Genomic DNA, 24420 nt, shown 5'->3' with positions numbered 1-24420 from the left:
GTGCTCAACCGTGCCGGCCTCGGCATGGAAGTGATGCACGAGCGCAATGCGCACAACTTCCCGCTCGACCTGGCGGCCGCCAGCGCCACTCCTGTGGCCCTGACCGCCCCGGCCATCGGCTGATCCGGTTCACCCGGTTTCCCTGGAATCCCCCTGATCGTCTGATCCTGGTTCGTCCTTGATCGCTTTGAACCCCCTGTCTGCACAGGGGGTTTTTTGTTGGCTTCAGGCTTCAGGCTCCAGGCCCTGGGTCCCTGGAGCCCGGCAGAGGCCGAGGCAGCCAGTCTGGGTGGGCCCCAGCATCCTGGAGGTGAGGGCCCGACGGGCCTGATCACTTCACCACACCCGCTTCGTAGTCTCGCGCCAGTCACAGGACGCCATGGGCAGCAGCTTCGGCCACCTCTTCCGCATCAGCACCTTCGGTGAATCCCACGGCGGTGGCGTGGGTGTGATCGTCGATGGCTGCCCGCCGCGGTTGTCGCTCGATCTGGAGGCCATCCAGGCGGAGCTCGACCGCCGCAAACCCGGCCAGAGCAAGATCACCACCCCCCGCAAGGAAGACGATCGGGTCGAGGTGCTCAGCGGCCTGCTCGATGGCGTCACCCTCGGCACACCGATCGCCATGGTGGTGCGCAACAAGGACCAGCGCCCCCAGGACTACAGGGAGATGGAGGTGGCCTTTCGGCCCTCCCATGCCGATGCCACCTACCAGGCCAAGTACGGCATCCAGGCCCGCAGCGGCGGCGGACGCGCCTCGGCCCGGGAAACCATCGGCCGGGTGGCCGCCGGCGCCATCGCCAAACAGCTGCTGGCCCGCGCCGCCGGCACCGAGGTGATCGCCTGGGTGCGCCGGATCCACGACATCGAGGCCGTGGTGGATCCGGCCACGGTGACCCTGGAGGCGGTGGAGAGCACCATCGTGCGTTGTCCGGATCCGGCTGTCGCCGCGCGGATGATCGAGCGCATCGAGGCCATCGGGCGGGAAGGGGATTCCTGCGGCGGGGTGATCGAGTGCCTGGTGCGGCGGCCGCCGGTGGCTCTGGGCATGCCGGTGTTCGACAAGCTGGAGGCGGATCTGGCCAAGGCGGTGATGTCGCTGCCGGCCACCAAGGGCTTCGAGATCGGCTCCGGTTTCGGCGGCACCCTGCTGCGCGGCAGCGAGCATAACGATGCCTTCCTGCCCAGCGAGGACGGCCGCCTGCGCACCGCCACCAACAACTCGGGCGGCATCCAGGGGGGCATCAGCAACGGGGAAGACATCCGACTGCGGGTGGCCTTCAAGCCCACCGCCACGATCCGCAAGGAGCAGCAGACCATCGACGCCTCCGGCGCCGCCACCACCCTGGCGGCAAAGGGTCGCCACGATCCCTGCGTGCTGCCGCGGGCCGTGCCGATGGTGGAGGCGATGGTCGCCCTGGTGCTGGCCGATCACCTGCTGCGCCAGCAGGGTCAGTGCAGCCTCTGGTGAGGGGCTGATCAGGGCCGCTTTGGCAGGGCGGCAGTGTCAGGGCGGCACGTTCAGGTCAACCAGGAGCTGCCGCACCGGTTCCGCCGCGAAGGAGGCCCCCAGGGCAACGGCATCGACCCCGGCCTCCAGCCATGGGCGGACATCACTGGGCTTCAGGCCCCCCGCGGCGATGCAGAAGGGCAGCGGCGTGCCGAGCGGCTCCCGCAGCCGCCGCCAGTGGCCGATTCCCACCGTGGTGGCGGGGAACAGCTTGACGATCGAACAGCCCAGGGCGCGGGCCTGGTTGACCTCTGTGGGTGTCATCACGCCGGGCACCAGGACAAAGCCGGCCGCCGCCGACCTCTCCAGCAGGGCGCCATCCAGGATGGGGGAGACGCCATAGGCAAAGCCGGCCTCCAGCACGGACTCCAGGGCCGCTGTGCTGCAGATCGAGGAAGCCCCCAGACGCAGATCGGGGAAGGCAGCGATCAGCTGCCGGCCCTGGGCGATCCAGTCGGCGCCGGGGCTCCAGGCGATCTCGACGTGCCGCACCCCCAGATCAAGCAGCTGCTCGAGTTGCGGAACCAATAAGGAGGGCTGCCGATGGCGAAGCACCACCAGCAGGGGCTGGTGGTGCAGGGATGCGATCAGATCGTCAGACGTAGGCCGCCACCGTCACGTCGCGGGAGATGAGCAGCTCCTGGAGCTCCTCAGCATCCACCGTCTCCTTCTCCACCAGGATCTCGGCCAGCTCATCCAGCACGGCCCGGTTGGCGAGCAGCACATCGGTGGCGCGGCGGTAGGCGTCGGCCACGAGCTGGGAGACCTCCTCATCGATGGCGGCGGCGGTGTCCTCGGAGAAGTCTCGCTCGGCGGCGATGTCGCGGCCGAGGAACATGCCCCCCTGGGCACGGCCAAGGGCCACCGGGCCGAGGCGGTCGCTCATGCCGAAGCGGGTCACCATCTGGCGGGCGACGCGGGCCACCTGCTGCAGGTCGTTGGAAGCGCCGGTGGTGACTTCGTCTTCGCCGTAGACGATTTCTTCGGCGACGCGGCCGCCGAGGGCCACGGCCATCTGGTTCTGGAGGTAGGAACGGGAGTACAGGCCCGATTCCATCCGCTCCTCGCTGGGGGTGAAGAAGGTGAGACCGCCGGCCTGGCCGCGGGGAATGATGCTGATCTTCTGGACGGGGTCGTAATCGGGCATCAGGGCCCCCACCAGGGCGTGGCCGGACTCGTGATAAGCCACCAGGCGCTTGCGGCGCTCGCTCATCACCCGGTCCTTCTTCTCGGGGCCGGCCATGACGCGCTCGATGGCATCGTTGACCTCATCCATCGACACCTCGGTGAGCTGGCGCCGGGCCGCGAGGATGGCCGCTTCGTTGAGCAGGTTGGCCAGGTCGGCACCGGTGAAGCCGGGTGTGCGGCGGGCCACCTTGTCGAGGTCCACGTCCTTGGCCAGGGTCTTGCCGCGGGCATGGACGCCGAGGATCTGGAGCCGGCCGGCGTAGTCGGGGCGATCGACGACCACCTGGCGATCGAAACGGCCCGGCCGCATCAGGGCCGAATCGAGCACGTCGGGGCGGTTGGTGGCCGCGACGATGATGATGCCGGTGTTGCCCTCAAAACCGTCCATTTCGGTGAGCAGCTGGTTGAGGGTCTGCTCGCGCTCGTCGTTACCGCCGCCGAGACCGGCGCCACGCTGGCGGCCCACGGCGTCGATCTCGTCGATGAAGACGATGCAGGGGGCGTTCTTCTTGGCCTGCTCAAACAGGTCGCGAACGCGGCTGGCGCCGACGCCCACGAACATCTCCACGAACTCCGAGCCGGAGATTGAGAAGAAGGGCACACCCGCCTCGCCGGCGACGGCTTTGGCGAGCAGGGTCTTGCCGGTGCCGGGGGGGCCCACCAGCAGCACTCCTTTGGGGATCTTGGCTCCCACCGCCGTGAAGCGGTCGGGGTTCTTGAGGAAGTCGACCACCTCGGTGAGCTCGAGCTTGGCGCCTTCGATGCCGGCCACATCCCCGAAGGTGACCTGGGTCTGGGGTTCCATCTGCACCCGGGCCTTGCTCTTGCCGAAGTTCATCGCCGGGTTGCCGCCACCGCCCTGGGCGCGCCGCAACAGGAAGAACAGGCCGCCGAGCAACAGCAGCGGGAAGATCAGGCTGCCGATCGCCTGCTGCCAGGCCGCCGGCTCCCGATTGGGCTGCACGGCGATGTCGACGTTGTGGTCGGTGAGCAGCTTGAGCAGGTCCTTGTCGGGGGCGAGGTTCACCACGGCGCGCTGGCCGTCGTTTTCGACCACCTGGGCGGTGCCACGGTCGGGAGAGATCAGCACCCGGGAGATTTCGTTGGCCTGGACGGCCTCGACAAAATCGCTGTAGCGCAGGGTGCGGGGGGCCCGGGCCGGGTCAGGGCGCTCAAGGAAGGCTGTGCCCACCGCGATCATCACGATCACCAGGAGCACGTAGAGCCCCGCGTTGCGCCAGCGTTTCTTCACGACCCTGTCTCCTGTGTGAGAATGAAAGTAACAGAATGTTAAACGGCGTCCGGTGGCGGACGGGGCTCAGGCTGCGGCCCTGAGCACCTCCACCACGCTACGGAAGGCGAACCATTCCGGGATCTCTTCGCCGCCCCGCAGCATCTGGCGGAACTGGGTGCCGCTCAGCTTGCGAATGTGCAGCCCCCGGGCCTGGGCATGTTCAGCGGTGACGTAGCCCTCCTCCTCGGTGTAGACGAGGTTGAGCGACGGCACCGTCTCCATGCCCAGTTCGGTGGCCTGGTCGCGGGCGAAGTCCTGGGCCTCATAGGGGCCGTAGAAGTCGTCTCCGCTCAGGGACGATTTGCAGCCCGCCATGTCGCGGCCAATGATGAAGTGGGTGCAGCCGTAGTTCTTGCGGATGATCATGTGCTGCAGGGCCTCCCGCGGGCCGGCCATGTGCATCGCGTAGGGCAGGTAGGCCCAGCGGATGCGGGGGTTCGCCACCTCGGCCGCCAGGCGCTCGTAGGTGGCGAAGCGCACCTCTCCGGCGATGTCGTCCTCCTGGGTGGGGCCGCAGGTGGGATGCACCAGCACCACTGCACCCTTGCTCACGTTGGGGGCCTCGAGGGCCCGGGTGAACAGCTCGTAGTGGGCCCGGTGGATGGGGTTGCGGCACTGGAAGGCCACCACGTCCTCGCCGGCCGGCAGGGTGGCGCGCACCTCGGCCGGGGTGCTGCAGGGGAACACCCGCTGGGGCAGGGCCAGGCCCTGGAGACGTCCGCCCAGGTAGGTGCGGCCGCGCTCGGTGGCGATCATGCGCACCGCCGGGTGCTCCAGGGAGGTGGTGCCGTAGCAGCCCTTGGCCTCGACCACCTTGTCGGGCTCCCAGCGGCTCTCCACGGTGAGCACGGCCAGGTCGTGCCCCTGGTAGGTGAGCAGCAGCCGCTCCCCGACGGCGATGGTGCTGTCGTCGGTGTCGAAGACGATCGGCAGGCCGAACAGCAGACCGCTGGTGGTGCGGTGGCCTGCCACCACCGCTTCGTAGTCCTCCTGGTGCATGAAGCCGCGCAGGGGCGAAAAGCCACCCACGATCAGCAGTTCCACGTCGCAGGCGTTGCGGTGGCTGCACGCCACCACCCGGTCGACCGAGGCGCGCAGACCCTCCTGTTGGTCGGGCGGCACCATCAGGTCGACGAGGCTGCCGCCATGGGGGGCGATCAGGTCGGAGTGAGGGGCGGGATTGGCGAGCGTCATGGCGACGGGCCGGGCATCACAGGGGATTGGGGCCATCCTCCCAGACAGGCGCTCGGCCATGAAAAAGGGGCCCGCGGGCCCCTTCGCTGAATGGCTGATGGCTGGGGGTCCCCAGCGCGGGAGGTCAGACCTGCTCCAGACGGCCGTAGAGCTCGCCGGTGATCTTGACGTCGACGACGGCCTTGGTGCCCATGTCGGTGTCCGAGGGCTGGATGGCGGTGAACACCCCGGCGAACTCCCCGGTGCTGGGATCCACCTTGGTGATCGAGAGGTCCATGGTGCCGGTGCCATCCACATAGCGCTTGACGGTTTCGCCGCTGAACTCATCACCGGCGGGCACCAGACCCACGGCGCTGCTGTAGCCGGTGGTGAGGCCCCGGCCCTTGGGATCCAGGAAGTTGCTGGTGCGGTAGCTGGGGGCGCGGTACTTGCCCTTCAGATCGGTGCTGGTGGAGAACGACGTGCCATCGGAGGAGGCCAACAGCTCCTTGCTGGAGAAGGTGAAGGGCACTTCCTCTCCGCCGGGCAGCAGCACGGTGATCGGCTGGAAGTCGATGCCACCCAGCTCCTTGAAGGTGAGCTTGTCACCACTGACCTTGAGGTCGCCGTAGACCTGATCCAGGCTCGAGGTGAAGCGGGTGAGGATCTTGCCAGCGACGAACTGGGCTTCCTGGCGCTTGTTGGCCGGCTCCCCCTTCACGAAGACCTCGGAGGGGTGCATGCAGATCTCCTTGAGCTGATAGCGAGCCGAGGCATCCAGAGAGATCGTGCCGCGGGCGGAGTCGGGCAGGGTCGGGCAGTCGTTGGCCAGACCGGTGTTGTGGATGTCTTCGTAGGTGAGGTTGGCCCGATCAACGGCCTTGGCCCCGCCGCTGCATGCGGACACCAGGGTCAGGCACAGAGCCAGCACGAGGGCCAGCAGGGGACGGAAACGCATGGGGAGAAGCCGCAGAGACGGAACGGGAACTGGGCTGGCCGGGATCCTACCGGTGCAAAACGCCCATTCCAGGCGGCTTGCGCGGGCTCTCAACAACCTGTATGAGAGGACGATGATCCTGAGCCGCACCCACCCGATCGACGACTCCACCCCCTTGTCGCCGCCCTCCCCAGCACCGGCCGCCCCCGAACTCCAGGAGCCCCTCGACGCCCTGCTCCGGATCGCCGCAGCGCGTGCCCAGCAGCCCGAAGCCCTGCTCGACCTGCTGCGTCGCATCGAACACCTGCACCGCAGCATCCAGGACGGCCCCTTCCGCAGCAGCCTGCCCAGCGATCGGAACGGCCTGTTCACGCTGCTGTCCGAGATGGAAAGCAGCGGTGGCTGGCCCTACATCCCCCGGCTGCAGCTGCGCACGTTCATGGATCTGCTGGCACCGGAACCGGAGCCCTGAGCGCCATCACCTCGGCCAGCGCCGAGAGCAGCTCGTGGGCGAGGGCCAACTTGCCGGTGGGGGCGACACGGCGCTGCCGCTCCCCAGGGCCTAGCAGCCAGCCCTCGTTGCTGGTGGCCGCGAAGCCCGCTCTAGCGCGATCGATCGGGTTGGCGAACAGCAGATCGCAGCCCTTGCGGGCGAACTTGGCCCGGGCCTCCTGGAGCACCTCGCCGCTCTGGGCCGCGAAGCCCAGGATCGCCTGAGCCGGCGGCCGGCGTTGCACCAGGCCCGCCAGCAGGTCGGGTACCGCCTCCCAGCCGCCGGAGAGTGACGCCTCCAGGTCCTGCTTGGGGAGCTTGGATCTCTCCGGGGCGCTGCGGCGATGGTCGGCGACGGCGGCGGCCATGGCGATGGCATCGGCACCGCCCTGCAACCGCTCCAGGGCCGCCTGCATGGCCGCGGCGGTGGAGGCGGGATGGCAGCGCAGCCCCTCCAGCCACTCCGGAGCCACCGTGAGCGGGCCATGCACCAGGTCGACGCTGGCGCCGCGCAGGCGGGCCGCCTGGGCCAGCAGCACCCCCATCCGACCGGTGCTGGGGTTGGTGAGGCAGCGGGCCGGATCCAGGGGCTCCCGGGTGGGGCCGGCACTGACCAGCAGGCGGCGCCCCTGCCAGTCGCGGCGGCAGCCGGCCAGCAACACAGACTCCAGGGCCAGCAGGAGCAGCTCCGGGGCGGCCATGCGCCCATCGCCCACCCGGTCGCAGGCCAGCAGGCCACTGCCCGGTTCCAGGGGCAACACCCGCTCCCAGCCCTGCAGCTCCCGCCAGTTGCGGCGCACCGCCGGGGCGGCCCACATGGCGCTGTTCATGGCGGGGGCGGCCAGCACGGGGGCCTCGCAGGCGATCAGGGTGCTGGCCAGCAGGGTGTCGGCCAGGCCTTGCACCCAGCGGGCCAGGCTGGTGGCGCTGAGGGGGGCCAGCAGCACCACCTCGGCCCACTCCGCCAGCTCGATGTGCAGGGGCCGGGGCGCCTGGTGGCTCCACTGGTCGGACTCGATGTGGCAAGGGGAGCGGCTGAGGCTGGCCAGGGCCACCGCACTCACCAGCCGCTCGGCACTGGGGCTGAGGACGCAGCGCACCAGGGCTCCCCGCTGCACCAGGGCGCTGACCACCAGGGGCAACTTGACGGCCGCGATGCTGCCGCTGATCAGCACCAGCACCCGCCTCCCGGCGAGGGGATCCATAAGCCCCTCGCCGGAGACCGCCGCGGCCTCACTCCTCATCAAAGGGTTCCTGATCCACCAGATGCACGTAGGGCCGGATCAGATCGGGTCGATGGATGGCCAGGGCCCGCAGCAGGTGCCAGTCGGCGAGGCCCGCGAACGGTGTGGGGTAGTCGTCGTCGTCCAGGCGCCGGGCGAGCTCGGCGATGGACGCCTCGTCGAAGGCCGCAAGCCGCTCGGGGGTAATGGAAGAACTGGAATCAACCAAGGTGGCGGCCGAGAAGGGGGACGGGATGGTGATAATGGCGATCGAAGGGGAATTAGCTCAGCTGGTAGAGCGCTGCGATCGCACCGCAGAGGTCAGGGGTTCGAGTCCCCTATTCTCCATCCACCAGTCTGGCCGACGACAGCGAGCGGTCAGCCCCGTCGCCAAGGCCACCAGCCAGCACCAGACACCCATTTCCGCACCGATGAACTGGAGCAGCGACGCGGAAACCAGCCTCAGGGAGATTCCCTTCGTGGTGCGGCCACTGATTCGTCGGCGGATCGAATCCCTGGCCCGCGAAGCCGGCCTGGATGGTGTTGATCTGGCCTTCTACGAGCAGGCCAAGGAGCGTTTCGGGCGGAAGTGAATCGGCGATGGGGTAAAAGAGGGGGTTGAACAGGGGCCCGCTCGATGTCGCAGTCCAAACGAGAACAGGTTGTCAGTCATCTGCGCTACATCCGACAGGAGTTGCGTGAGATGCACCAAGGCGTGATGGAAGACGGGTTGCTGCCGGAGGCCGGCGAGGTGCGGGGCGTGATGGCCCAGATGGAAGCCCTGCTCGAACTGCTGGAGGGCAAGGGCTCCCGCAAGAAGGACGGGGACGGTTGAGGCGCGACGCCTGAGACCGACCGCTCCAGCCGTCAAGCCCCTGCAGGGACGCTCCGGTCAGCGGCTGCCCCCCCTTGCCCCAGCCGGAAGCGCTTGGTTTGCTGGTGTCGTCCCCATCACCTCGCCCGGGCCCTGGCCTCGGGCTTTTTTATTGGCATCCCCTATCGGTGGGGGGAAATTGCTGTCAAGACGCCAGAGATGGTGTAGACCAGAGGTCGCAGGGCTTGGGCCGGGTGATGGGGATCACCGCCAGTGGCTTTCCACCCAAGGGTGGTGAGCCCCCTGCTCCCCTTTCCCAACAGCGGCAGGGTGCCACCGTTGTCTCCCCGCTTCCAGCAGACCCGATTCCAGCAGCGCATCACCCAGTCGGGCAACCTGCTGGAAGCCTGGGCGCAGAACCCCTGGCGGCGCCTTTCGCTGCTGCTGATCGTGCTGCTGAGCGGGTTCGTGGTCGGCGGCGGCATCGGCTCGATCACCGGCGCCCTTTCCCTGTTCGATCCCCTCAGTGCCCTTATTTGCGTGGTGGCCATCGAGCTGGCGGCCCGTCTGCGGGGCCGGCTGCTGGCCCAGCCCCTGAAACTGCGGCTGCAGGTGCTCGACATGGCCCGCATGGGGCTGCTGTACGGCCTGCTGCTGGATGGCTTCAAGCTGCTCTGAGGCCCTCGGCGAGCAGCCCTCAGGTGGCGGCGAGCAGGTAGAGCAGGGCCATGCGGATCGGGATGCCGTTTCTGACCTGCTCCTCCACCAGGCTGCGGCCGGGATCATCGAGCAGCTCGCCGGCGATCTCCACGCCCCGGTTCACCGGTCCCGGGTGCAGTACCGGCACCCCATCGCCGCAGAGCGCCAGGCGCCGGTGGCTGAGGCCGTACTGGCGGTGGTAGGTGTCCAGGCTGGTCAGCAGGTGCTGCTGCATGCGCTCCTTCTGCAGGCGCAGGGTCATCACCGCATCGGCCCCGGGCAGGGCCTGCTCCAGCCGGCGCTCCACCAGCACCCTGCCCCGAGCCGCCACCGGATCGGCCGCCTGCCCGGGCGGTGGCGCCAGAACGAAATCGGCGAAGCAATCCGGCAGCAACGTCGGCGGGCCGCAAAGCACCACATCGGCCCCGCAGGCGGTGAGGGCCCAGAGGTTGGAGCGGGCCACCCGGGAATGGAGCACGTCGCCGACGATGACGATGCGCCGGCCCCGCAGGCTCTCGGGGCTGGGGGCCTCGGGGGCGAAGTGCCGGGCCAGGGTGAACAGATCCAGCAGGCCCTGGCTGGGGTGGCTGTGCAGGCCATCACCGGCGTTGAGCACGGACACCCGCTCGCCACAGCGATCCAGGTCGCGGGCCAGGCTGTGGGGCACACCGGTGCAGCGGTGGCGCACCACCAGGATGTCGGCCCCCATCGCCACGTAGGTCCGGGCCGTGTCCAGCAGGCTTTCCCCCTTGCTGAGGGAGCTGGAGGAGGGGGAAAAGCTCTGGACCTCGGCCGACAGCCGCTTGGCCGCCAGCTCGAAGCTCGTGCGGGTGCGGGTGCTGGGCTCGAAGAACAGGCTGGTCATCAGCCGGCCCTGCAACGCGGGCAACCGGCGCGCGCCGGCCACCGGCAGGGCCCGGAAGCGCTGGGCCAGTTCGAGAACGGTGGCGAAGTCGGCGACCGAGAAGGACGCCAGGTCGAGCACGTGGCGGTGACTCCAGCCGCTCAAGGCGTCCTGCTGCCATCGAACGTCCCAACCGTAGAGGCCAGCCTGGCGAGCAGCCCATCCTGGCGGGGGGTGCGATCGCCCCTGGCCCGCCGGCTGACGCTGCGGCTGCCGCGCAGGTACCAGCGCCAGGGCAGGTCCTGCCCCTGGGAGAGGCCGATGCGCTGGGTCTGCACCACCCCCGCCACCTCGCAGGGCCGGTGGGCCAGCCAGAGGCCCGAGGCTGGAGAAGCCACGGTGCCGTCATGGCCGCGGTCGAGGCCGAAACGCCGGGCCAGCAGGCCTGGCCCGGCGGCCACCCGCTCCGGTTCCCCCGGCAGGGCGGCCGCCCGCAGCAGCACCCCGTTGGCCCAGTCGCAGCGGCCGGTGACGACGTTGACGCAGTGATAGACCCCGTAGGTGAGATACACGTAGAAGCGGCCGGACTCGCCGAAGAGGGTGTCGTTGCTGGCCGAACGGCGACGGTGGCCATGGCAGGCCGGCTCCGATTGGCAGTAGGCCTCGGTTTCCACGATCACGCCCCAGAGCAACGCCCCATCGGCCTGGCGCTTCAGCAGCAGGCAGCCCAGCAGCTCCGGGGCCACCACCTCGGCGGGACGGGCGAAGAAGCCCGGGGGAATGGTGCGGGGAAGCGGACCGGATCCGCCCCGGGGGGGCCGGCGCCCCGTGGCGGCGCCAGAGTGGCCGCAGCCCTGAATCGCCAGGGGCCCGCCGATCGAGAGATCCTCCATGGAAACCGCCAGCTTCAACCTCGGCACCGTTCTGCTCGCCGTCAGCGGCCTGTTTGTGCTCACCACCCTCTACTTCGGCACCAAGGGCGGCTACTACGACACCGACGACTACGACGGCAACGGCACCGCTCACTGATCAGGGGCGACCGAGCCGCTCGGCCTCGGGGCAATCGCCGGTGGTGGGGAGGTCGTCGGCATCGGCGGAGCGGCTCACGCAGGCCAGCCGGGTGCTGACGGCCCCGATCGAGGCAAGGCGGACGCTCTCCTCCCAGCTGTGGCGCTCGTCGCCATCCTCGTCGTCGTAGCGGAGGGTGACCAGATCGCCTTCAATCTCTGCCACCAAAGCCCTCTCGATCCAGCGCTGCTGGTCCAGCAGGTAAACCCAGACCGGCCGCTGCTCCAGGCGGAATTGCTCGAGCTTGCGATGCAGCATCGTGACGCCGCGGATAGGGTCAATCCTAGGCAGCACGGCGCAGGCCGCCATGTTCACCATGACCCGATCGAGCCTCAGCACCGACCCAGGCCCCAGCACAGTTCCTGGCCCCGTCGCCGGCCGTGAGGAGATCCGGCTGCAGCTGCGCAGCTGGCCCGAGGTGGAGGCCTACCTGACCCACTGCCGCGGGGTGATCGTGCCGCTGGGCTCCACCGAGCAGCACGGCCCCACCGGCGCCATCGGCACCGACGCGCTCACCGCCGAAGCCGTGGCCCTGGAGGTGGGATGCCGCACGGGCGTCCTGGTGACGCCCGCCCAGGCCTTCGGCATGGCCGAGCACCACCTGGGCTTCGCCGGCACGATCAGCCTGCAGCCCTCCACCCTGCTGGCCGTGCTCCACGACGTGGTGCTCTCCCTGGCGCGCCACGGTTTCGAGCGCATCTATGTGATCAATGGCCACGGCGGCAACATCGCCACGGCCCGGGCCGCCTTCGCCCAGGCCTATGGCACCGCCGCAGCCCGGGGCCTGCCGGGCGCCGAGCGCTTGCGCTGTCGACTGGCCAACTGGTTCACCGCCGGTCCGGTGATGCGGGAGGCCCGCGATCGCTATGGCGAGCGGGAGGGGCACCATGCCACCCCCAGCGAGATCGCCCTCACCCTGCACCTCGAGCCGAGCCTCACGGCCAAGCAGCGGCCCCTGCCCGAGGCGGCGCCGGCCGGGCCGATCCACGGCCCCGAGGACTTCCGCCGCCGCCATCCCGATGGCCGCATGGGCTCCGACCCCTTCCTGGCCACGGCCGACGACGGTGCCCGCTTCCTGGAGCTGGCGGCCGCAGCCCTCAGTGAGGACCTGGCCGCCTTCCTGGGGCCGGAAGGGGAGGCCGGTTAAGTTCAGGGCCTGAAGCGCGGAGCGATGATGCAGCGGATCACCGAAGAGGACGTGCGCAAGGTGGCCCAGCTCGCCCGCCTGGCGTTGCCCGAGGAGCGCATCGCCACCTACACCGGCCAGCTCGAACGGATCCTCGACTACGTCGCCCACCTCGAGCAGGTGGACACCGAAGGGGTGCCCCCCACCACCAGGGCCGTGGAGGTGGTAAACGTGACCCGCCCCGATGTGGTGGACCCGACGCCGGTGCGGGAGGAGCTGCTCTCCCTGGCTCCCCAGCGTGAGGGCGATTTCTTCCGGGTGCCCCGGATCCTGGCCGACTAGCGAACGGGTGAGACGGCGGTGCGGTGCAGGAGCTCGAGCACCCGCCGGCGGGCATGGCGGGTGGGCATCAGCCGGACGATGGGGCGCAGACGGCTGCGGCGCTTCTTATGGGAGCGCACGCCCAGGAAGATGTCGTAGAGAAAGTTGAGGCTATCGGTGCGGCTCTCGAACAATCCCAGCCGCTGGGGCGAACCCTTGGCATCGAGAATCGGTTTGGTGGCGTGATACGCCGGCTGGTATTCGAACCAGGGGATCGATGGCCAGAGGTGATGGATCAGGTGATAGTTCTGACCCATGATCAGCCAGTTCATCAGCCTGCTGGGATAGACGCGGGCGTTGTGCCAGCGGTTGCGGGACTGAAAGGGCCGGTGGGGCAGATAGTCGAAGAACAGGCCGAGGGTGACCCCCACCATCAGGGCCGGGGCGAACCAGCAGTTGAACACGAAGGGCAGGAAGTTGTGGCGGGCGGCTGCCACCACGATCAGCACAAAGATGGTGCGGGCCAGCACCCACTCGAACAACTCGTTGTGGCGCCAGAGGCGATGCTTGAAGAAGAAGACTTCGTGATAAAAAAATCTCGGCGCGATCAGCCACAGGGGACCGAAGGTGCTGACGATGTGATCCGGGTCGAGCTTCGGATCGTTGACGTGGGCGTGGTGCTGCAGATGCACCCTTGTGAACACCGGGAAGCTGAAGCCCAGCAGCAATGCGGCGCCGTGGCCCATCACCGCATTCCAGAAGCGGTGGGGATGGGCGGCGTTGTGGCAGGCGTCGTGGATCACGGTGCCCTCCAGGTGCAGGGCCAGGAAGCCCAGGGCCAGCAGGGGCGGCAGGGGCCAGCCCCCCACGAACCAGCCCCAGATCGTCAGGGCCGCCAGGCCATATCCCGCCAGGAACAGGCCCACCGTGGGGTTCAGGGCGGCGGGGGGATCCAGGTACTCCCTCGGAACGCTGCGCCGGGGCACGGGCGTGGTTATGGCCACGGCGGCGGACGAGGGTGCCAGCGTGTCTGTCATGGCCTGGGCCAGATCTGGAGTCCCAAAGGAGGACCCAGATTACGGAAGACGCCCCGTCGGCGCGACTGGGGCCAGGCGGCAAGCGTCACGGCTGGATGGGGCCGATCGGCTGGTTGGGACCGATAGGCAGGGTGGGCAGCTTGGCGCTGACGTCCACCAGGGGGAACTCTGCCGAGCCCCAACCATCGGGGGGCAGCAGTGACGGGGCGGTCGGGCCCGGGGCCGTGGCGGCACCGGCGGCAAAGGCGCCGTCGGTCCAGGCCAGAAGCAGCCCCCGCAGGGCCCCGCCCCCCTGCTCGTAGGTGGAGCGCAGGTTGAAGTGGTCGCCATCTTTGGCCAGCACCAGGCGGTGGCCGCCGCCGGCGTTGCGCGCCTCCAGCGCCATGGGCCGCAGCGCCTCCGGCCCGGAGGGCACCACCCAGTCGCGGTTGCCGCTCACCACCAGCGCCCGCGCGCCCATGGTGCGGGCGGAGCCCTGGTCGAACAACAGCGACATCGGCGGACTGACCGCCACCACCGCCTTGATCCGGGGGTCGGCCAGGCCGGCCTGGTCGGCCGAGGTGAGGAAACTGCACTGCAGCACCCAGCTGATGTTGCGTTCCGGGTTGGTGACGTCCTTGCAGAAACGGTTGAGCAGGGCCGCGCTGGGACGGGCCCCGGCCAGCTGCAGCACCGTGGTGGCGCCGTAGGACTGGCCCATCGCCACGACGTTGTCGGTGCGCAGGCCCGCCGGCAACGCCAGGCTGCCCGCCGCGGCCGCATCGATCACCGCGCTCATGTCCATGGGGCGCAGCTTCAGGTCATCGGGTTTGGGGGGCGGCATCTTGCCGGAGAGCATGGCCTGCTGCTGCGTGCGGTCACTGCCGGGGTGGCGGGGCAGCAGCACGGTGTAGCCATGGCTGGCCAGATGCCGGCCCCAGCCCTCAAAGCTTTCGGGATCGTCCCAGAGGCCGTGGGAAATCAGCACCAGACGGCCATTGGCGCCCGTTGCTGGCTGAATTGTGACCACCTGCAGGGGGTTGGGGCGGTGCTTGACGGGGATGGCCAGCTCCTGCCGTTTCTCCGCCAGAGGGCCCGTCTGGGCCAGGGCCGGGCTGATCCCGGCGGCGGGCAGAGTCGTCACCAGGGTGTTGCCCAGGCGTTGCTGATTGGTGACCCGATCGATGGCGAGAATCACCCGCTGCAGATCCACCGAAGCGCTCTTGCCGGGCAGGGCCTCCAGCACATCCAGCAGAGTCAGGCTCCCCTTCGCCTGGCTGGTGGCCAGCGAGGCGGCCAGCTCCTTGCTGTCCATCGGCTGACGCACCCCCTCCACCAGCACCACGGAAGAGAGCAGCAACAACACCTGGTTGACCAGGGGCGACCCCACCGACTGCTCGGCGAAGGCCTTGATCGGCAGGGGCAGGGGGGTCTGGAACCCCTGCACCAGCCGGCGGCCGATGGCCCCATCGGTGGCCCGGTCCAGCTCGGCGAGATCACTGTCCCCGGACAGCAGGCTGCGCTGATCCCTCAGCTCCCTGAGCTGGATCGTGAATGGCGTCTCGATCAACGGAAGGCTCAGCTGGATCTCTTCCAGCGCCTGGCCAGGTGCCCCCGCCAGCAACGACCCTGCGCCCAGGAGCAGCGCCGTGAGCTGGCGGAGAGGGCTCTTCATGCTTTTGTTCCCGATGGTTGGAGCGTAGGTGTGTCGGCTGTGCGACACCCCTGGGCCGGCCTGGATCGCTGTTCGATGCCCACCGGGGGACTTGAACCCCCACGACCTGAGCCACTGGAACCTAAATCCAGCGCGTCTACCAATTCCGCCAGGTGGGCGCCTGAAAACTCTAGACAGGCAGGCCGGATCCATCCAAAGGAATCCGCCCCGTCGTCACCGCCCAGAATGGGCCCAGACGTTGTCCCGGCCATGCTTGCCACCCTCGGAGGCTTTCTGGCCCTGCTGCTCGGGCTGCTGCTGCTGCTGCTGCCCCTGCTGGCGTCCGAACTGAGTCGGGCCAGGGATTCGGTCTGGGGGGCCGTGGTGCTGCTGCTGGGCCTGGTGCTGGTCACCAGCGCCGAACGGCTCACGGGCGCACCGATGCTGGCGGTGCTCTGCGGCGGCCTGCTGATCGGCCGGCTCGGCGTGGAGGTGGGCCAGGGCCGCTGGCGCTTGCTCAGTGAGGAGGAGCGCCAACGGCTCTGGTCCGTGGAGCGTTGGCAGGCCAGCCTCAGCCAGCTCGGGGCCTCCCTCGGCCGCCTGCTGCAGCTGGCCAGCGGCGTGGTGGCCGGGCTGGGGTCCTGGCTGGCGGAACGGCGCGCGGCCCGCCCCGCCAGCACCAAGCGCTGGGTGCGGCCCGAAGCGGAAGCGGCGCCGGCAGAGGTGGCGCCGGCAGAGGTCGAGACGCCTGCGGTACCGGTGGACGATCCCCCCGTGGTCAGCAGCTTCGAGGAGATCGATACCCTGCTGGAGCAGGCCATCCCGGAGGCCACGCCGGAAGCCCCGCCCGAGCCGGCGACGCCGCAGCCGGAGGAGGGTCTCGGCGAGGCGGGATAATCCAGCCTTCTCGCGCCCCGGCGACGTGACGGCAAGCCCGGCGTCCTACAAGGACACGCTCAACCTGCTGCAGACGCCCTTCGCGATGCGGGCCAACGCCAAGGTGCGGGAGCCGGAACTGCAGGCCTTCTGGAAGGCGCACGATCTCTATGGGCGGCTGAGCCGCGGCAACCCGGGCGAACCCTTCACCCTCCACGACGGACCGCCCTACGCCAACGGCGCCCTGCACGTGGGCCACGCCCTCAACAAGATCCTCAAGGACATCATCAACAAGCACGCCCTGCTGCAGGGGAAGCGGGCCCGGTTCGTGCCGGGGTGGGATTGCCACGGCCTGCCGATCGAACTGAAGGTGCTGCAGAGCCTGGGCAGCGAGGAGCGGCGCGGCCTCACCCCCATCGACCTGCGGCGCCGGGCCCACGCCTACGCCCTCGAGCAGGTGGAGGGCCAGATGGGCGGCTTCCGGCGCTGGGGCATCTGGGCCGATTGGGACGCGCCCTACCTGACGCTTCAGACGTCGTATGAAGCCGCGCAGATCGGCGTTTTTGGCCGCATGGTGCTGGCCGGCCACATCTACCGGGGCCTCAAGCCGGTGCACTGGAGCCCCAGCTCCCGCACCGCCCTGGCCGAGGCCGAACTGGAGTACCCCGACGGCCACACCTCCCCCAGCGTCTACGTGGCCTTCCCGGTGGTGGAGCTGCCGGACCCCGTGGCAGGGCTCCTGGCGGCGGCCGGCATCGACGGCCCCACCGATGCGGCCCACCGGGAGCAGCTGTTCGTGGCCATCTGGACCACCACCCCCTGGACCCTGCCGGCCAACCTGGCGGTGTCGGTGAATGGCCAGCTGGATTACGCCATCTGCCGCGACGGCACCACCAACGGCGGCACCCCCCGCTATCTGGTGGTGGCCGCCCAGCTGGTGGAGCAACTGCGCACCAGCCTGGCGCGCCCGCTCGAACCCCTGCTCACCCTCAAGGGGGCCCAGCTGGAGGGGATCCTGTACCGCCATCCGCTGCTGGATCGCACCAGCCCCGTGGTGATCGGCGGCGACTACATCACCACCGAAACCGGCACCGGCCTGGTGCACACGGCCCCGGGCCACGGGGTCGACGACTTCCACACCGGCAACAAGTACGGCCTGCCGGTGCTCTGCCCGGTGGATGAGGCCGGCACCCTCACCGCCGAGGCCGGCCCCTTCGCCGGGCTCAACGTGCTCAAGGACGCCAACCCGGCGATCATCACCGCCCTGCGGGATGCCGGCCTGCTCCTGGCCGAGCAGCGCTACGAACACCGCTATCCCTACGACTGGCGCACCAAGAAACCCACCATCTTCCGGGCCACCGAACAGTGGTTCGCCTCCGTCGATGGCTTCCGGGCCCAGGCCCTGGAGGCGATCGCGGCGGTGGAGTGGCTGCCCGCCAGCGGCCGCAACCGCATCGAGGCGATGGTGCGCGACCGGGGCGACTGGTGCATCTCGCGCCAGCGCTCCTGGGGGGTGCCGATCCCGGTCTTCTATCACCGCACCACCGGCGAGGTGCTGCTCAACGCCGACACCCTGGCCCACGCCGAGGCGCTGATCGCCGAGCACGGCGCCGATGTCTGGTGGGAACGGGACGAGGCGGGCCTGCTGCCGCCGGCCTGGGCCGAGGAAGCCGACCAGTGGCGCAAGGGCACCGACACCATGGATGTCTGGTTCGACTCGGGCTCCTCCTGGGCCGCCGTGCTGGAGGGCCGGGGGCTGGGCTATCCCGCTGATCTGTATCTGGAGGGCTCCGACCAGCACCGCGGCTGGTTCCAGAGCAGCCTGCTCACTTCGGTGGCGGTGAACGGCCAGGCCCCCTACCGGCGGGTGCTCACCCACGGCTTCACCCTCGATGAGAAGGGCCGCAAGATGAGCAAATCGCTCGGCAACGTGGTGGACCCCGTTGTTTTGGTGGAGGGGGGCAAGAACGAGAAGCAGGAGCCGGCCTACGGCGCCGACGTGCTGCGGCTGTGGGTGAGCTCGGTGGATTACTCCGCCGACGTGCCGCTGGGTCCCGGGATCGTGAAACAGCTGGCGGACGTCTACCGCAAGGTGCGCAACACGGCCCGCTATCTGCTGGGCAACCTGCACGATTTCGTGCCGTCGGAGCATGCCGTGCCGATCACGGATCTCCCCCTGCTGGATCGCTGGATGCTGCAGCGCACCGCCAGCCTGATCGAGGAGGTGAGTGCCGATTTCGAGCGCTTTGAGTTCTACCGCTTCTTCCAGGCCCTGCAGAACTTCTGCGTGGTGGATCTCTCCAACGTCTATCTCGACATCGCCAAGGACCGCCTCTATGTGAGTGCGGCGGGTGACGCCCGGCGCCGCAGCTGCCAGACCGTGCTGCACCTGGTGGTGGAGCGGCTGGCGGGGCTGATCGCGCCGGTGCTCTGCCACATGGCCGAGGACATCTGGCAGAACCTGCCCTACCCGGTGGCCGAGGCCTCGGTGTTCGAGCGGGGCTGGCCCACGGTGCCGGCGGCCTGGGCGGCGCCGGAACTGGTGGCGCCGATGCAGCGGATTCTGGAGCTGCGCGCCCAGGTGAACCGCGTACTGGAGGGCTGCCGCGGCCGGGGGGAACTGGGCGCTTCCCTGGAGGCCCAGGTGCAACTGGAGCTGGCGTCGGCGGCGGGCCCCCTGAAGGAGGCCCTGGACCTGGTGGCCGCCAGCCCCCACCCCGAGGTCGACAACCTGGCCGACTGGCTGCTGGTGTCAGCCCTGCACCTCGGCGGCCCGCCGCTGGAGGCCCCCTTGGCGGAGATCGGGGAGGAGGGCGTCACGGTGCGGATCGCCCGCGCGTCAGGCAGCAAGTGCGAGCGCTGCTGGCACCACGAGGACGACATCGGCCAGCACCTGAGCCATCCCAGCCTGTGCGGGCGCTGTGTGGGTGTGCTGGAGCGACAGGGGGTGGGGCCCGCCTGATCGAAGGTCAGACCAGCCCGAAGGGACTCAGGGCCTTCCTGGCCGCCAGCTTCAGCGGCAGTGGAATGCCCTGCCGAGGGAGCTTTCGCACCACGCGGGCCGCCAGCCGGCGCGAGCGCACCGCCAGCGAGTGGGACTGCAGCAGGGGATGGGGGGAGCGCTCCCGCAGCAGCTCGATCAACCAGGCCGCCGCCGCCGGATCCTGCGAACCCGGCGCCAGGGCGACCTCGGCCAGGCGGATGCGCTCGGCGAACTCCGCCACCATGGCCTGATAGCCGCAGGTCTCGGCGACGGGCCCGTGGGCGGCGTGCACCCGGGCGAAGTGCTTCAGCGACTTGCGCTCCAGCAGGGCGGCGTGGTCGAGGAGATCCTCGATGTCGTTGGCGATCCGCACGACGCTGGCCTGGGCACAGACGATCGGCAGTTCCTCGATCACCGGCGGGGGACCCTGGTGATCGGCGGGGGCTGCGGCACTGGCCGCGCCGTAGGCATGGGCGATGGCCTCCACCTTGCGGCCCACCAGTTCCCGCAGCAGGGCCCGGTTGCGCTCGGTAGGGGCAAGATGCCGGCGAGAGGTGGTGGGCATGTAGACGGCATGCAGCAGGGAGGCCTTGACCAGATCGAAGGGCGCGCCATGCGCGACGAGGACACTGGCGGTGCGCACGACATGCTCCTGGAAGGTCTTCTTCGAGCCCCGGAAGGAACCGCCATGCAGCTCGGCGGCGACATCGAACACCCTGTTCAGGGAAGCGATCTCCTGCGGGGAATGGCCATGCTCCAGGCATTGCCGCACCAGCAAAGGGAAGGAGTGCACATAGGGATAGGCGTGGTTGTCCACGGCCTGACCCAGCGCGGCAGCTCCCGTCCCGGGGCGGGGCTGCACCAGCTCCATGCTGCCGATCTGGCGGTTGAGGAAGAAGGTCATGCTCTGGAGAGAGCGCAGCTTCCACTTGCTGGACAGGTAGGCCACGTCCCGGGCCGCCTGCTCATGGCTCCAGCGGCTGCGGAAGGGCTCGATGTCGCAGAGCCAGTAGGGGGAGTGCTCGTTGGCGTAGACGTAGCTGACAACGGACTTCGGCTCGAAGATGACCCGGTAGTTCGCCTGCCTGGCCACCATGGCGATGTCGATGTGCTCATTCACCTGGAGGTAGGCCTCATCAAGGGGGCCCACGTCCTGCAGCATCTTCATGCTGAGAAGCATGCAGTGAAACTCGCCGAAATCGGAGTCGCCACCCTGCAGAGAGCCAGCGACACGAGAGGCGGGCGCATTGGCGAACAGATGCTCTTCGTTGTATTCGATCTGGCCATCTTTCTCCGAGAGATGGTTCTTGCCGCCGGCCATGTGGATGCGATCCTCGGACAACTCACCCATCAGGTAGAGGGGGAACACGATGCCCGCTCCGGTGCGCTCCGCCGTGGCCACCAGGGTCTCGATCCAGCCCCTGGTGACGAGCACATCATTGTCGATGAAACACACATACTTCGTCGTCACCGCCTGCAGCGCCTGGTTGCGTTGCTGGTTGGGGGTGCCAGGACCCGCCGTGAACAGGGACAGCTCGCCGCGGGCCTGGGCGGCTTCGAGCTCCCGGCGCACCGAGGGCGGGGACTGGCTGTCGTGGTAGTGGAGGGCGAAGGGGTAATCCCTGTTCTCGAGGATCGAGCGCAGCGAGCGGGAGGCAAAGCTGTGCCGCTCGCGGAACACCACGACGACCGTGACCAGGGGGGAAGTCGGGGAGCCGCCCGGGCTGGAGTGGCCGGAGCTGACTGGTTCGGCAGCACCTATGTCACCGCTACGTACGGCACTGCTGCGTACGGGGGCGTTCATCAGTTGCCAATCGAAAGCCGGATGGCGATGATAACATGCTTTTCAATGCTGCACTCCCGCGTGCCGAATCCCGCGCCTGGTTCCGCGCCGCATTAGCACATGTCCAAGCTCTCCTTTCAGGACATCTTGAATGGCCCTGCCTATGTGATCAATCTGGATCGCAGGCCGGATCGGTGGCAAAGCACCACTGAGCAACTCCAATCGGCAGGGTTCAATACCATCAACCGCTGGCCAGCCTTTGATGGCAGCAAGGATAACTCGAGGGATGCATTTCACCAGCTCGGCATCGACAAGCTGTCTAACCAGAGAGATTTTCTGAGTCTCAAGGGGGCCCAGGGATGCGCGATTTCTCAATTAATGCTGCTACGGCACATCATTGATTCCGGCCATCCTTTTGCGAGCATCTTCGAGGACGACATCCGGTTTTCCAGCCTCTGGAACCAGCTGGCGCCCGGCTTTATTCGGGCAACCCCCGAAGCGTACGATCTTCTCTATCTAGGGTCTCAGATTCAGTATGGGAGTTTGTCACGCTGGCATCCGGCCAGGCGCCTGCACCGATCCCCACGACTCAGCCGATTGAGCCAGAAGTTATGGCCCTGGCCTTCGCGTCTCCTGGGAGATGTTCTGCAATGTCCTGTCTTCTGCTTTCACGCGGTGACGATCACCCGCCAGGGGTGCCTCCGGTTACTCAACTTTCTAACGTCGCAACCCACCGGGATCTTCATCCCGGATTGCATGATTCACGATGCGATGGCTGGGCTTCCAAGTTTTCCCCCCTTTCCCCTCAGCTGGTATGCATGGAATGCCGGCCGCTTGGCTTCCAATGTTGATGAGCGCGGCAGAAATCCCCATTGGATCAAACGAAACTTCGGCCTCGTGCTTCAGGAAGAAGCGTTCAGCACGGACATTCAACCCCGCCTAGGCACGGCCTGAGCCGGCGGCGGATCGCCAGGTCTGTCCGAGGCAAGCGAAGCCAGACGGGCTCCGAGACTGAAGGCCCCCGCCAGCAGCCCGGCCAGGGCGATGGCCACACTCCACAGCTGAACCGGCCGGAGGGCACCGACCAGCTCGAGCACGGAGAGTTCCGCCGGGTTCAGCCCCCGCAGAACGGGCTGTGGCGCTGACCCGACCCCGGGGTTCGACGCCAGCACCTTCTCCTTCCAGTCGGCGAGCACACCGTTGAATTCGTTGGAGCCCAAGGCCGTCTCGGCCAGGGGAAGGGTCTGCACGTACCAGTCGTAACCCGGCTCCAGCAATCCCTCTGCCTTCAGTCCGTCTTCGACGATGACCAGCAGCGGCAGGTGCTTGGTGTAGGCCATCGCCGCCTCGATCTGATTCCACGGGGTGGGCAGCCTTGTGTCCGCCAGATTCTCCTGACGCGGACCGCCGCGTCGTTCAAGGCCGGAAGGGAAGTAGGAGCGCTCCAGGGCGATGACGACGATTCCGCAACACCTTTCCATCAGTTCGGTGATGGCCTTCAGCGGTGCATCGGCGCTGAAGGTGTTGCGGCCTACGGTTTTGGGGATCAGGGATTCACTGCGCAGGCGATCCTCGATCGATCGCACGAAGGATTCCTGCTCCGCCGTGGCGGTGGCGCCCACACTCACGAAGACGAGTTTCTCCTCCATCCCACGCCACGCATCTGTGATCGGAGCCTAACGATGCCCCCTCCGGCGCGCCCGCCCCGGCTGTTCGGCCGCAGGGACCACTGAGGCTCAGAGGCCGAGGTCGGACAGGCCCGGGTGATCGTCGGGGCGGCGACCGAGGGGCCAGTGGTACTTCCTCTCGCTCTCTTTGATCGGCAGGTCGTTGATGCTGGCGATGCGGGTGTGCATGAAGCCCTGCTCATCAAACTCCCAGTTCTCGTTGCCGTAGGCACGGAACCACTGGCCGGAATCGTCGTGCCATTCGTAGGCGAAACGCACGGCGATGCGATTGCCGTGGAAGGCCCAGAGTTCCTTGATCAGGCGGTAGTCGAGCTCCCGGGCCCACTTACGGGCCAGAAACTGCTTGATGGCCTCACGGCCGCTGACGAACTCGGCCCGGTTGCGCCAGACGCTGTCTGGGCTGTAGGCCAGTGCCACCCGTTCCGGATCACGGCCGTTCCAGGCATCCTCGGCCAGGCGCACTTTCTTCGCCGCCGTTTCGGCATCGAAGGGGGGCAAGGGGGGCCGGGGGGCTTCCGGAGCGGTCACTGGAGCGGTCATCGAGGCGGCGATTCCACAGCGTGGGCAGGCTAATTCAGACGGGAATCGTGGGTGTGTTGCCCCGGGCGCTGCGCTGGGGCGGAGGGTCAGGGCACGGGCGCTCAGAGGGAAGGAGGCTCGACCTGGCGGCCTCCCAGTCTTTGGCGATGGCGTTACAGCTGTGTCGGTTCATCTGCATGGGCGGAAAGGCTGCGCGGGGCGGGGGCGCAGCAGCGCATGGTCAGGCCATGTCGCGTTCATGACTGGACGTCTTCCTGGGGCCAGACCCGCCCACTCCGCTGCGTATCGAGACGGAAATCCGAATACCGGCGGGTAAACATCTCCCGGCCCAGTTGTTCAGCCGCCAGGAGGGGTTCGCCGGGATCGCGCACAACCTCACTGCGGCTGTTGCCTACGCCACGGACGACGCCGACGAACTCCGAGTGGGTGTAGCGGGAATACTCCTGGATCTGATGCACGATCCCCAGCGAGGCTCCCGGATAGGTTTCCTCTGAGGCCAGCACAAGAGCGATCCGCTTGCGGGACATCCGCTCGATGACGCCGGCGGGGAGGAAGTCGTCAAAGAACAGGGTTCGATAGCCATCGCCGATGGCGCACTCCCCGTCGGCGCGCCGGCAGGTGCGGCAGTCCCGCAGGAAACTGGAGATGTGGTCGTCGATGAAGCGCAACGCCACCCGCGTCCCGGCCTGCTCGGTGCCGCGCTGCACCGCCGCTGCGAGTGCGGCTGAGTTGCCGGAGCGGCGGGGACTGCCGACAAGGACCAGGAGGGATTGGGGGTTGCTCATCGCGAAAGGATGGGCTTCGCGAAAGATTCTTTGCGAGGAAGCACCTGACCTTTGCCATCACCAGGCCACAGAGAGGATGGGCCCCATGAGACCCAGGGCATCAGTGGACCGGAGGGGGCGGCACAGATGAGTGGAAGGACTGGGACGTGATCTTCGCCCTCAGCGGGAACCTCTCGGGATGGCGTATCGACTCAACGGACAAGTCAACATCCAGATCAGGCCAATAGAGATGGTCGGGCGTGGGTCGCAAGACGTGGATGATCTGCTGAATCGTAGCCGCCTTAAGGAGACCCTGGAAAAGCCGGCGCACTCACGCGAAAATTGCCCTGTGATCGCAGGTAAGGGCTGGGTTCATGGGTGGTAAGCAGCTTGGGTTTGGTGATTACGAGCAGACCACGGCCAAGAAACG

27 protein-coding genes, 2 tRNA genes and 1 pseudogene are annotated in these 24420 nt (G+C 68.3%); 13 read left to right on the top strand and 17 right to left on the bottom strand.

The features are described from left to right. Together KBY95_RS16020 and aroC are read left to right on the top strand one after the other, a co-directional pair. A pseudogene (locus tag KBY95_RS16020) lies at positions 1–123 on the top strand (photosystem II q(b) protein); the annotation flags it as partial. Between the two features lie 256 nt (positions 124–379). Beyond that, positions 380–1468, top strand: coding sequence for a chorismate synthase (gene aroC / locus KBY95_RS16015; protein ID WP_254966286.1), 1089 nt, complete (start codon positions 380–382; stop codon positions 1466–1468). Positions 1469–1504: 36 nt separating this feature from the next. Here the strand turns inward: aroC and KBY95_RS16010 are convergent, their stop codons facing one another. The 4 genes from KBY95_RS16010 to psbO form a co-directional block, all read right to left on the bottom strand. Continuing rightward, complete coding sequence (locus KBY95_RS16010) at positions 1505–2086, bottom strand: bifunctional 4-hydroxy-2-oxoglutarate aldolase/2-dehydro-3-deoxy-phosphogluconate aldolase (RefSeq protein ID WP_254966289.1); 582 nt, start codon at positions 2084–2086, stop codon at positions 1505–1507. A 16-nt stretch (positions 2087–2102) separates the two neighbouring features. Then, positions 2103–3947: an ATP-dependent zinc metalloprotease FtsH3 gene (gene ftsH3 / locus KBY95_RS16005; RefSeq protein WP_254953928.1), complete on the bottom strand. Its 1845-nt coding sequence runs from the start codon at positions 3945–3947 to the stop codon at positions 2103–2105. 66 nt (positions 3948–4013) lie between these two features. Then, positions 4014–5183: a sulfate adenylyltransferase gene (gene sat, locus KBY95_RS16000; protein ID WP_254966285.1), complete on the bottom strand. Its 1170-nt coding sequence runs from the start codon at positions 5181–5183 to the stop codon at positions 4014–4016. A gap of 124 nt (positions 5184–5307) precedes the next feature. Then, positions 5308–6120: a photosystem II manganese-stabilizing polypeptide gene (gene psbO, locus KBY95_RS15995; RefSeq protein WP_254966284.1), complete on the bottom strand. Its 813-nt coding sequence runs from the start codon at positions 6118–6120 to the stop codon at positions 5308–5310. Between the two features lie 112 nt (positions 6121–6232). Between psbO and KBY95_RS15990 the strand changes: the two genes are divergently transcribed. Continuing rightward, positions 6233–6571, top strand: a complete 339-nt coding sequence (locus KBY95_RS15990) for a hypothetical protein (protein WP_254966288.1) — start codon at positions 6233–6235, stop codon at positions 6569–6571. Here KBY95_RS15990 and coaBC read toward each other — a convergent pair. Both coaBC and KBY95_RS15980 read right to left on the bottom strand, forming a co-directional pair. Next, positions 6537–7835, bottom strand: a complete 1299-nt coding sequence (gene coaBC, locus KBY95_RS15985) for a bifunctional phosphopantothenoylcysteine decarboxylase/phosphopantothenate--cysteine ligase CoaBC (RefSeq protein WP_254966283.1) — start codon at positions 7833–7835, stop codon at positions 6537–6539. The two genes, KBY95_RS15990 and coaBC, sit on opposite strands and share 35 nt — an antisense overlap. Beyond that, the gene (locus KBY95_RS15980) at positions 7825–8043 is read right to left on the bottom strand and encodes a DUF2555 domain-containing protein (RefSeq protein ID WP_254966282.1); all 219 of its coding nucleotides are present in this window, start codon (positions 8041–8043) and stop codon (positions 7825–7827) included. The genes coaBC and KBY95_RS15980 overlap by 11 nt, the downstream gene beginning before the upstream one ends. Positions 8044–8089: 46 nt before the next feature. On the opposite strand from KBY95_RS15980, the gene KBY95_RS15975 reads away from it, so the two are divergent. The 4 genes from KBY95_RS15975 to KBY95_RS15960 all read left to right on the top strand — a co-directional run bounded on the left by KBY95_RS15975 (position 8090) and on the right by KBY95_RS15960 (position 9306). Further along, positions 8090–8162: transfer RNA gene (locus KBY95_RS15975), tRNA-Ala, on the top strand. 83 nt (positions 8163–8245) lie between these two features. Beyond that, a complete protein-coding gene (locus KBY95_RS15970) occupies positions 8246–8407 on the top strand; it encodes a PCP reductase family protein (RefSeq protein ID WP_254966281.1) in 162 nt (53 codons plus the stop codon). Positions 8408–8451: 44 nt separating this feature from the next. Continuing rightward, positions 8452–8649, top strand: coding sequence for a hypothetical protein (locus KBY95_RS15965; RefSeq protein ID WP_015109473.1), 198 nt, complete (start codon positions 8452–8454; stop codon positions 8647–8649). 273 nt (positions 8650–8922) lie between these two features. Further along, the gene (locus KBY95_RS15960; protein ID WP_315858950.1) at positions 8923–9306 is read left to right on the top strand and encodes a DUF565 domain-containing protein; all 384 of its coding nucleotides are present in this window, start codon (positions 8923–8925) and stop codon (positions 9304–9306) included. Positions 9307–9325: 19 nt separating this feature from the next. Here the strand turns inward: KBY95_RS15960 and KBY95_RS15955 are convergent, their stop codons facing one another. After that, the gene (locus tag KBY95_RS15955) at positions 9326–10336 is read right to left on the bottom strand and encodes an aspartate carbamoyltransferase catalytic subunit (protein WP_254966279.1); all 1011 of its coding nucleotides are present in this window, start codon (positions 10334–10336) and stop codon (positions 9326–9328) included. Then, positions 10333–11064 carry a DNA-3-methyladenine glycosylase gene (locus KBY95_RS15950; RefSeq protein WP_254966277.1) on the bottom strand — a complete coding sequence of 244 codons (732 nt, stop codon included), beginning with the start codon at positions 11062–11064 and terminating at the stop codon, positions 10333–10335. The genes KBY95_RS15955 and KBY95_RS15950 overlap by 4 nt, the downstream gene beginning before the upstream one ends. Here KBY95_RS15950 and KBY95_RS15945 point away from each other — a divergent pair. Then, complete coding sequence (locus KBY95_RS15945; RefSeq protein ID WP_254953948.1) at positions 11063–11200, top strand: hypothetical protein; 138 nt, start codon at positions 11063–11065, stop codon at positions 11198–11200. The two genes, KBY95_RS15950 and KBY95_RS15945, sit on opposite strands and share 2 nt — an antisense overlap. On the opposite strand, the gene KBY95_RS15940 is transcribed toward KBY95_RS15945, so the two are convergent. Next, positions 11201–11497, bottom strand: a complete 297-nt coding sequence (locus KBY95_RS15940) for a DUF6679 family protein (protein WP_254966287.1) — start codon at positions 11495–11497, stop codon at positions 11201–11203. It abuts the gene before it with no gap. Between the two features lie 58 nt (positions 11498–11555). Here KBY95_RS15940 and KBY95_RS15935 point away from each other — a divergent pair, with 58 nt between their 5' ends. Next, entirely contained in the window at positions 11556–12386 is an 831-nt protein-coding gene (locus KBY95_RS15935; RefSeq protein WP_254966276.1) for a creatininase family protein, read from the top strand. Positions 12387–12413: 27 nt separating this feature from the next. Further along, positions 12414–12707: an Asp-tRNA(Asn)/Glu-tRNA(Gln) amidotransferase subunit GatC gene (gene gatC, locus KBY95_RS15930; protein WP_254953951.1), complete on the top strand. Its 294-nt coding sequence runs from the start codon at positions 12414–12416 to the stop codon at positions 12705–12707. On the opposite strand, the gene crtR is transcribed toward gatC, so the two are convergent. From crtR to KBY95_RS15915, 3 genes are all read right to left on the bottom strand, one after another. Further along, on the bottom strand, positions 12704–13723 hold the full coding sequence (crtR, locus tag KBY95_RS15925; protein WP_254966275.1) for a beta-carotene hydroxylase: 1020 nt from the start codon (positions 13721–13723) through the stop codon (positions 12704–12706). The genes gatC and crtR overlap by 4 nt on opposite strands. Positions 13724–13808: 85 nt before the next feature. After that, positions 13809–15377 (bottom strand): alpha/beta hydrolase, encoded by a 1569-nt coding sequence (locus tag KBY95_RS15920; RefSeq protein WP_254966274.1) that lies wholly within the window; start codon positions 15375–15377, stop codon positions 13809–13811. Between the two features lie 76 nt (positions 15378–15453). Continuing rightward, positions 15454–15535, bottom strand: a tRNA-Leu gene (locus tag KBY95_RS15915). Between the two features lie 91 nt (positions 15536–15626). Here KBY95_RS15915 and KBY95_RS15910 point away from each other — a divergent pair. Both KBY95_RS15910 and ileS read left to right on the top strand, forming a co-directional pair. After that, positions 15627–16253 (top strand): Ycf66 family protein, encoded by a 627-nt coding sequence (locus KBY95_RS15910; RefSeq protein ID WP_254966273.1) that lies wholly within the window; start codon positions 15627–15629, stop codon positions 16251–16253. A gap of 25 nt (positions 16254–16278) precedes the next feature. Next, positions 16279–19194, top strand: coding sequence for an isoleucine--tRNA ligase (ileS, locus tag KBY95_RS15905; protein WP_254966272.1), 2916 nt, complete (start codon positions 16279–16281; stop codon positions 19192–19194). A 7-nt stretch (positions 19195–19201) separates the two neighbouring features. On the opposite strand, the gene KBY95_RS15900 is transcribed toward ileS, so the two are convergent. Then, a complete protein-coding gene (locus tag KBY95_RS15900) occupies positions 19202–21019 on the bottom strand; it encodes a glycosyltransferase family 2 protein (protein WP_254966271.1) in 1818 nt (605 codons plus the stop codon). 99 nt (positions 21020–21118) lie between these two features. Between KBY95_RS15900 and KBY95_RS15895 the strand changes: the two genes are divergently transcribed. Continuing rightward, on the top strand, positions 21119–21952 hold the full coding sequence (locus tag KBY95_RS15895) for a glycosyltransferase family 25 protein (RefSeq protein WP_254966270.1): 834 nt from the start codon (positions 21119–21121) through the stop codon (positions 21950–21952). Here KBY95_RS15895 and KBY95_RS15890 read toward each other — a convergent pair. The 4 genes from KBY95_RS15890 to KBY95_RS16570 all read right to left on the bottom strand — a co-directional run bounded on the left by KBY95_RS15890 (position 21928) and on the right by KBY95_RS16570 (position 24321). After that, positions 21928–22647, bottom strand: a complete 720-nt coding sequence (locus KBY95_RS15890; protein ID WP_254966269.1) for a hypothetical protein — start codon at positions 22645–22647, stop codon at positions 21928–21930. The two genes, KBY95_RS15895 and KBY95_RS15890, sit on opposite strands and share 25 nt — an antisense overlap. Before the next feature lie 87 nt (positions 22648–22734). Then, positions 22735–23226 (bottom strand): nuclear transport factor 2 family protein, encoded by a 492-nt coding sequence (locus tag KBY95_RS15885; protein WP_254966268.1) that lies wholly within the window; start codon positions 23224–23226, stop codon positions 22735–22737. A gap of 236 nt (positions 23227–23462) precedes the next feature. Beyond that, entirely contained in the window at positions 23463–24011 is a 549-nt protein-coding gene (locus tag KBY95_RS15880; protein WP_254966267.1) for a hypothetical protein, read from the bottom strand. Positions 24012–24111: 100 nt separating this feature from the next. Further along, positions 24112–24321 (bottom strand): DUF2442 domain-containing protein, encoded by a 210-nt coding sequence (locus KBY95_RS16570; protein ID WP_396095041.1) that lies wholly within the window; start codon positions 24319–24321, stop codon positions 24112–24114. Between the last annotated feature and the right edge of the window lie 99 nt (positions 24322–24420).

Source organism: Cyanobium sp. Aljojuca 7A6, assembly GCF_024346455.1.
Taxonomy (GTDB): Bacteria; Cyanobacteriota; Cyanobacteriia; order PCC-6307; family Cyanobiaceae; genus Cyanobium.
The sequence above is the reverse complement of the archived record's forward strand: the minus strand, read 5'-3'. Positions and strand labels throughout refer to the sequence as shown.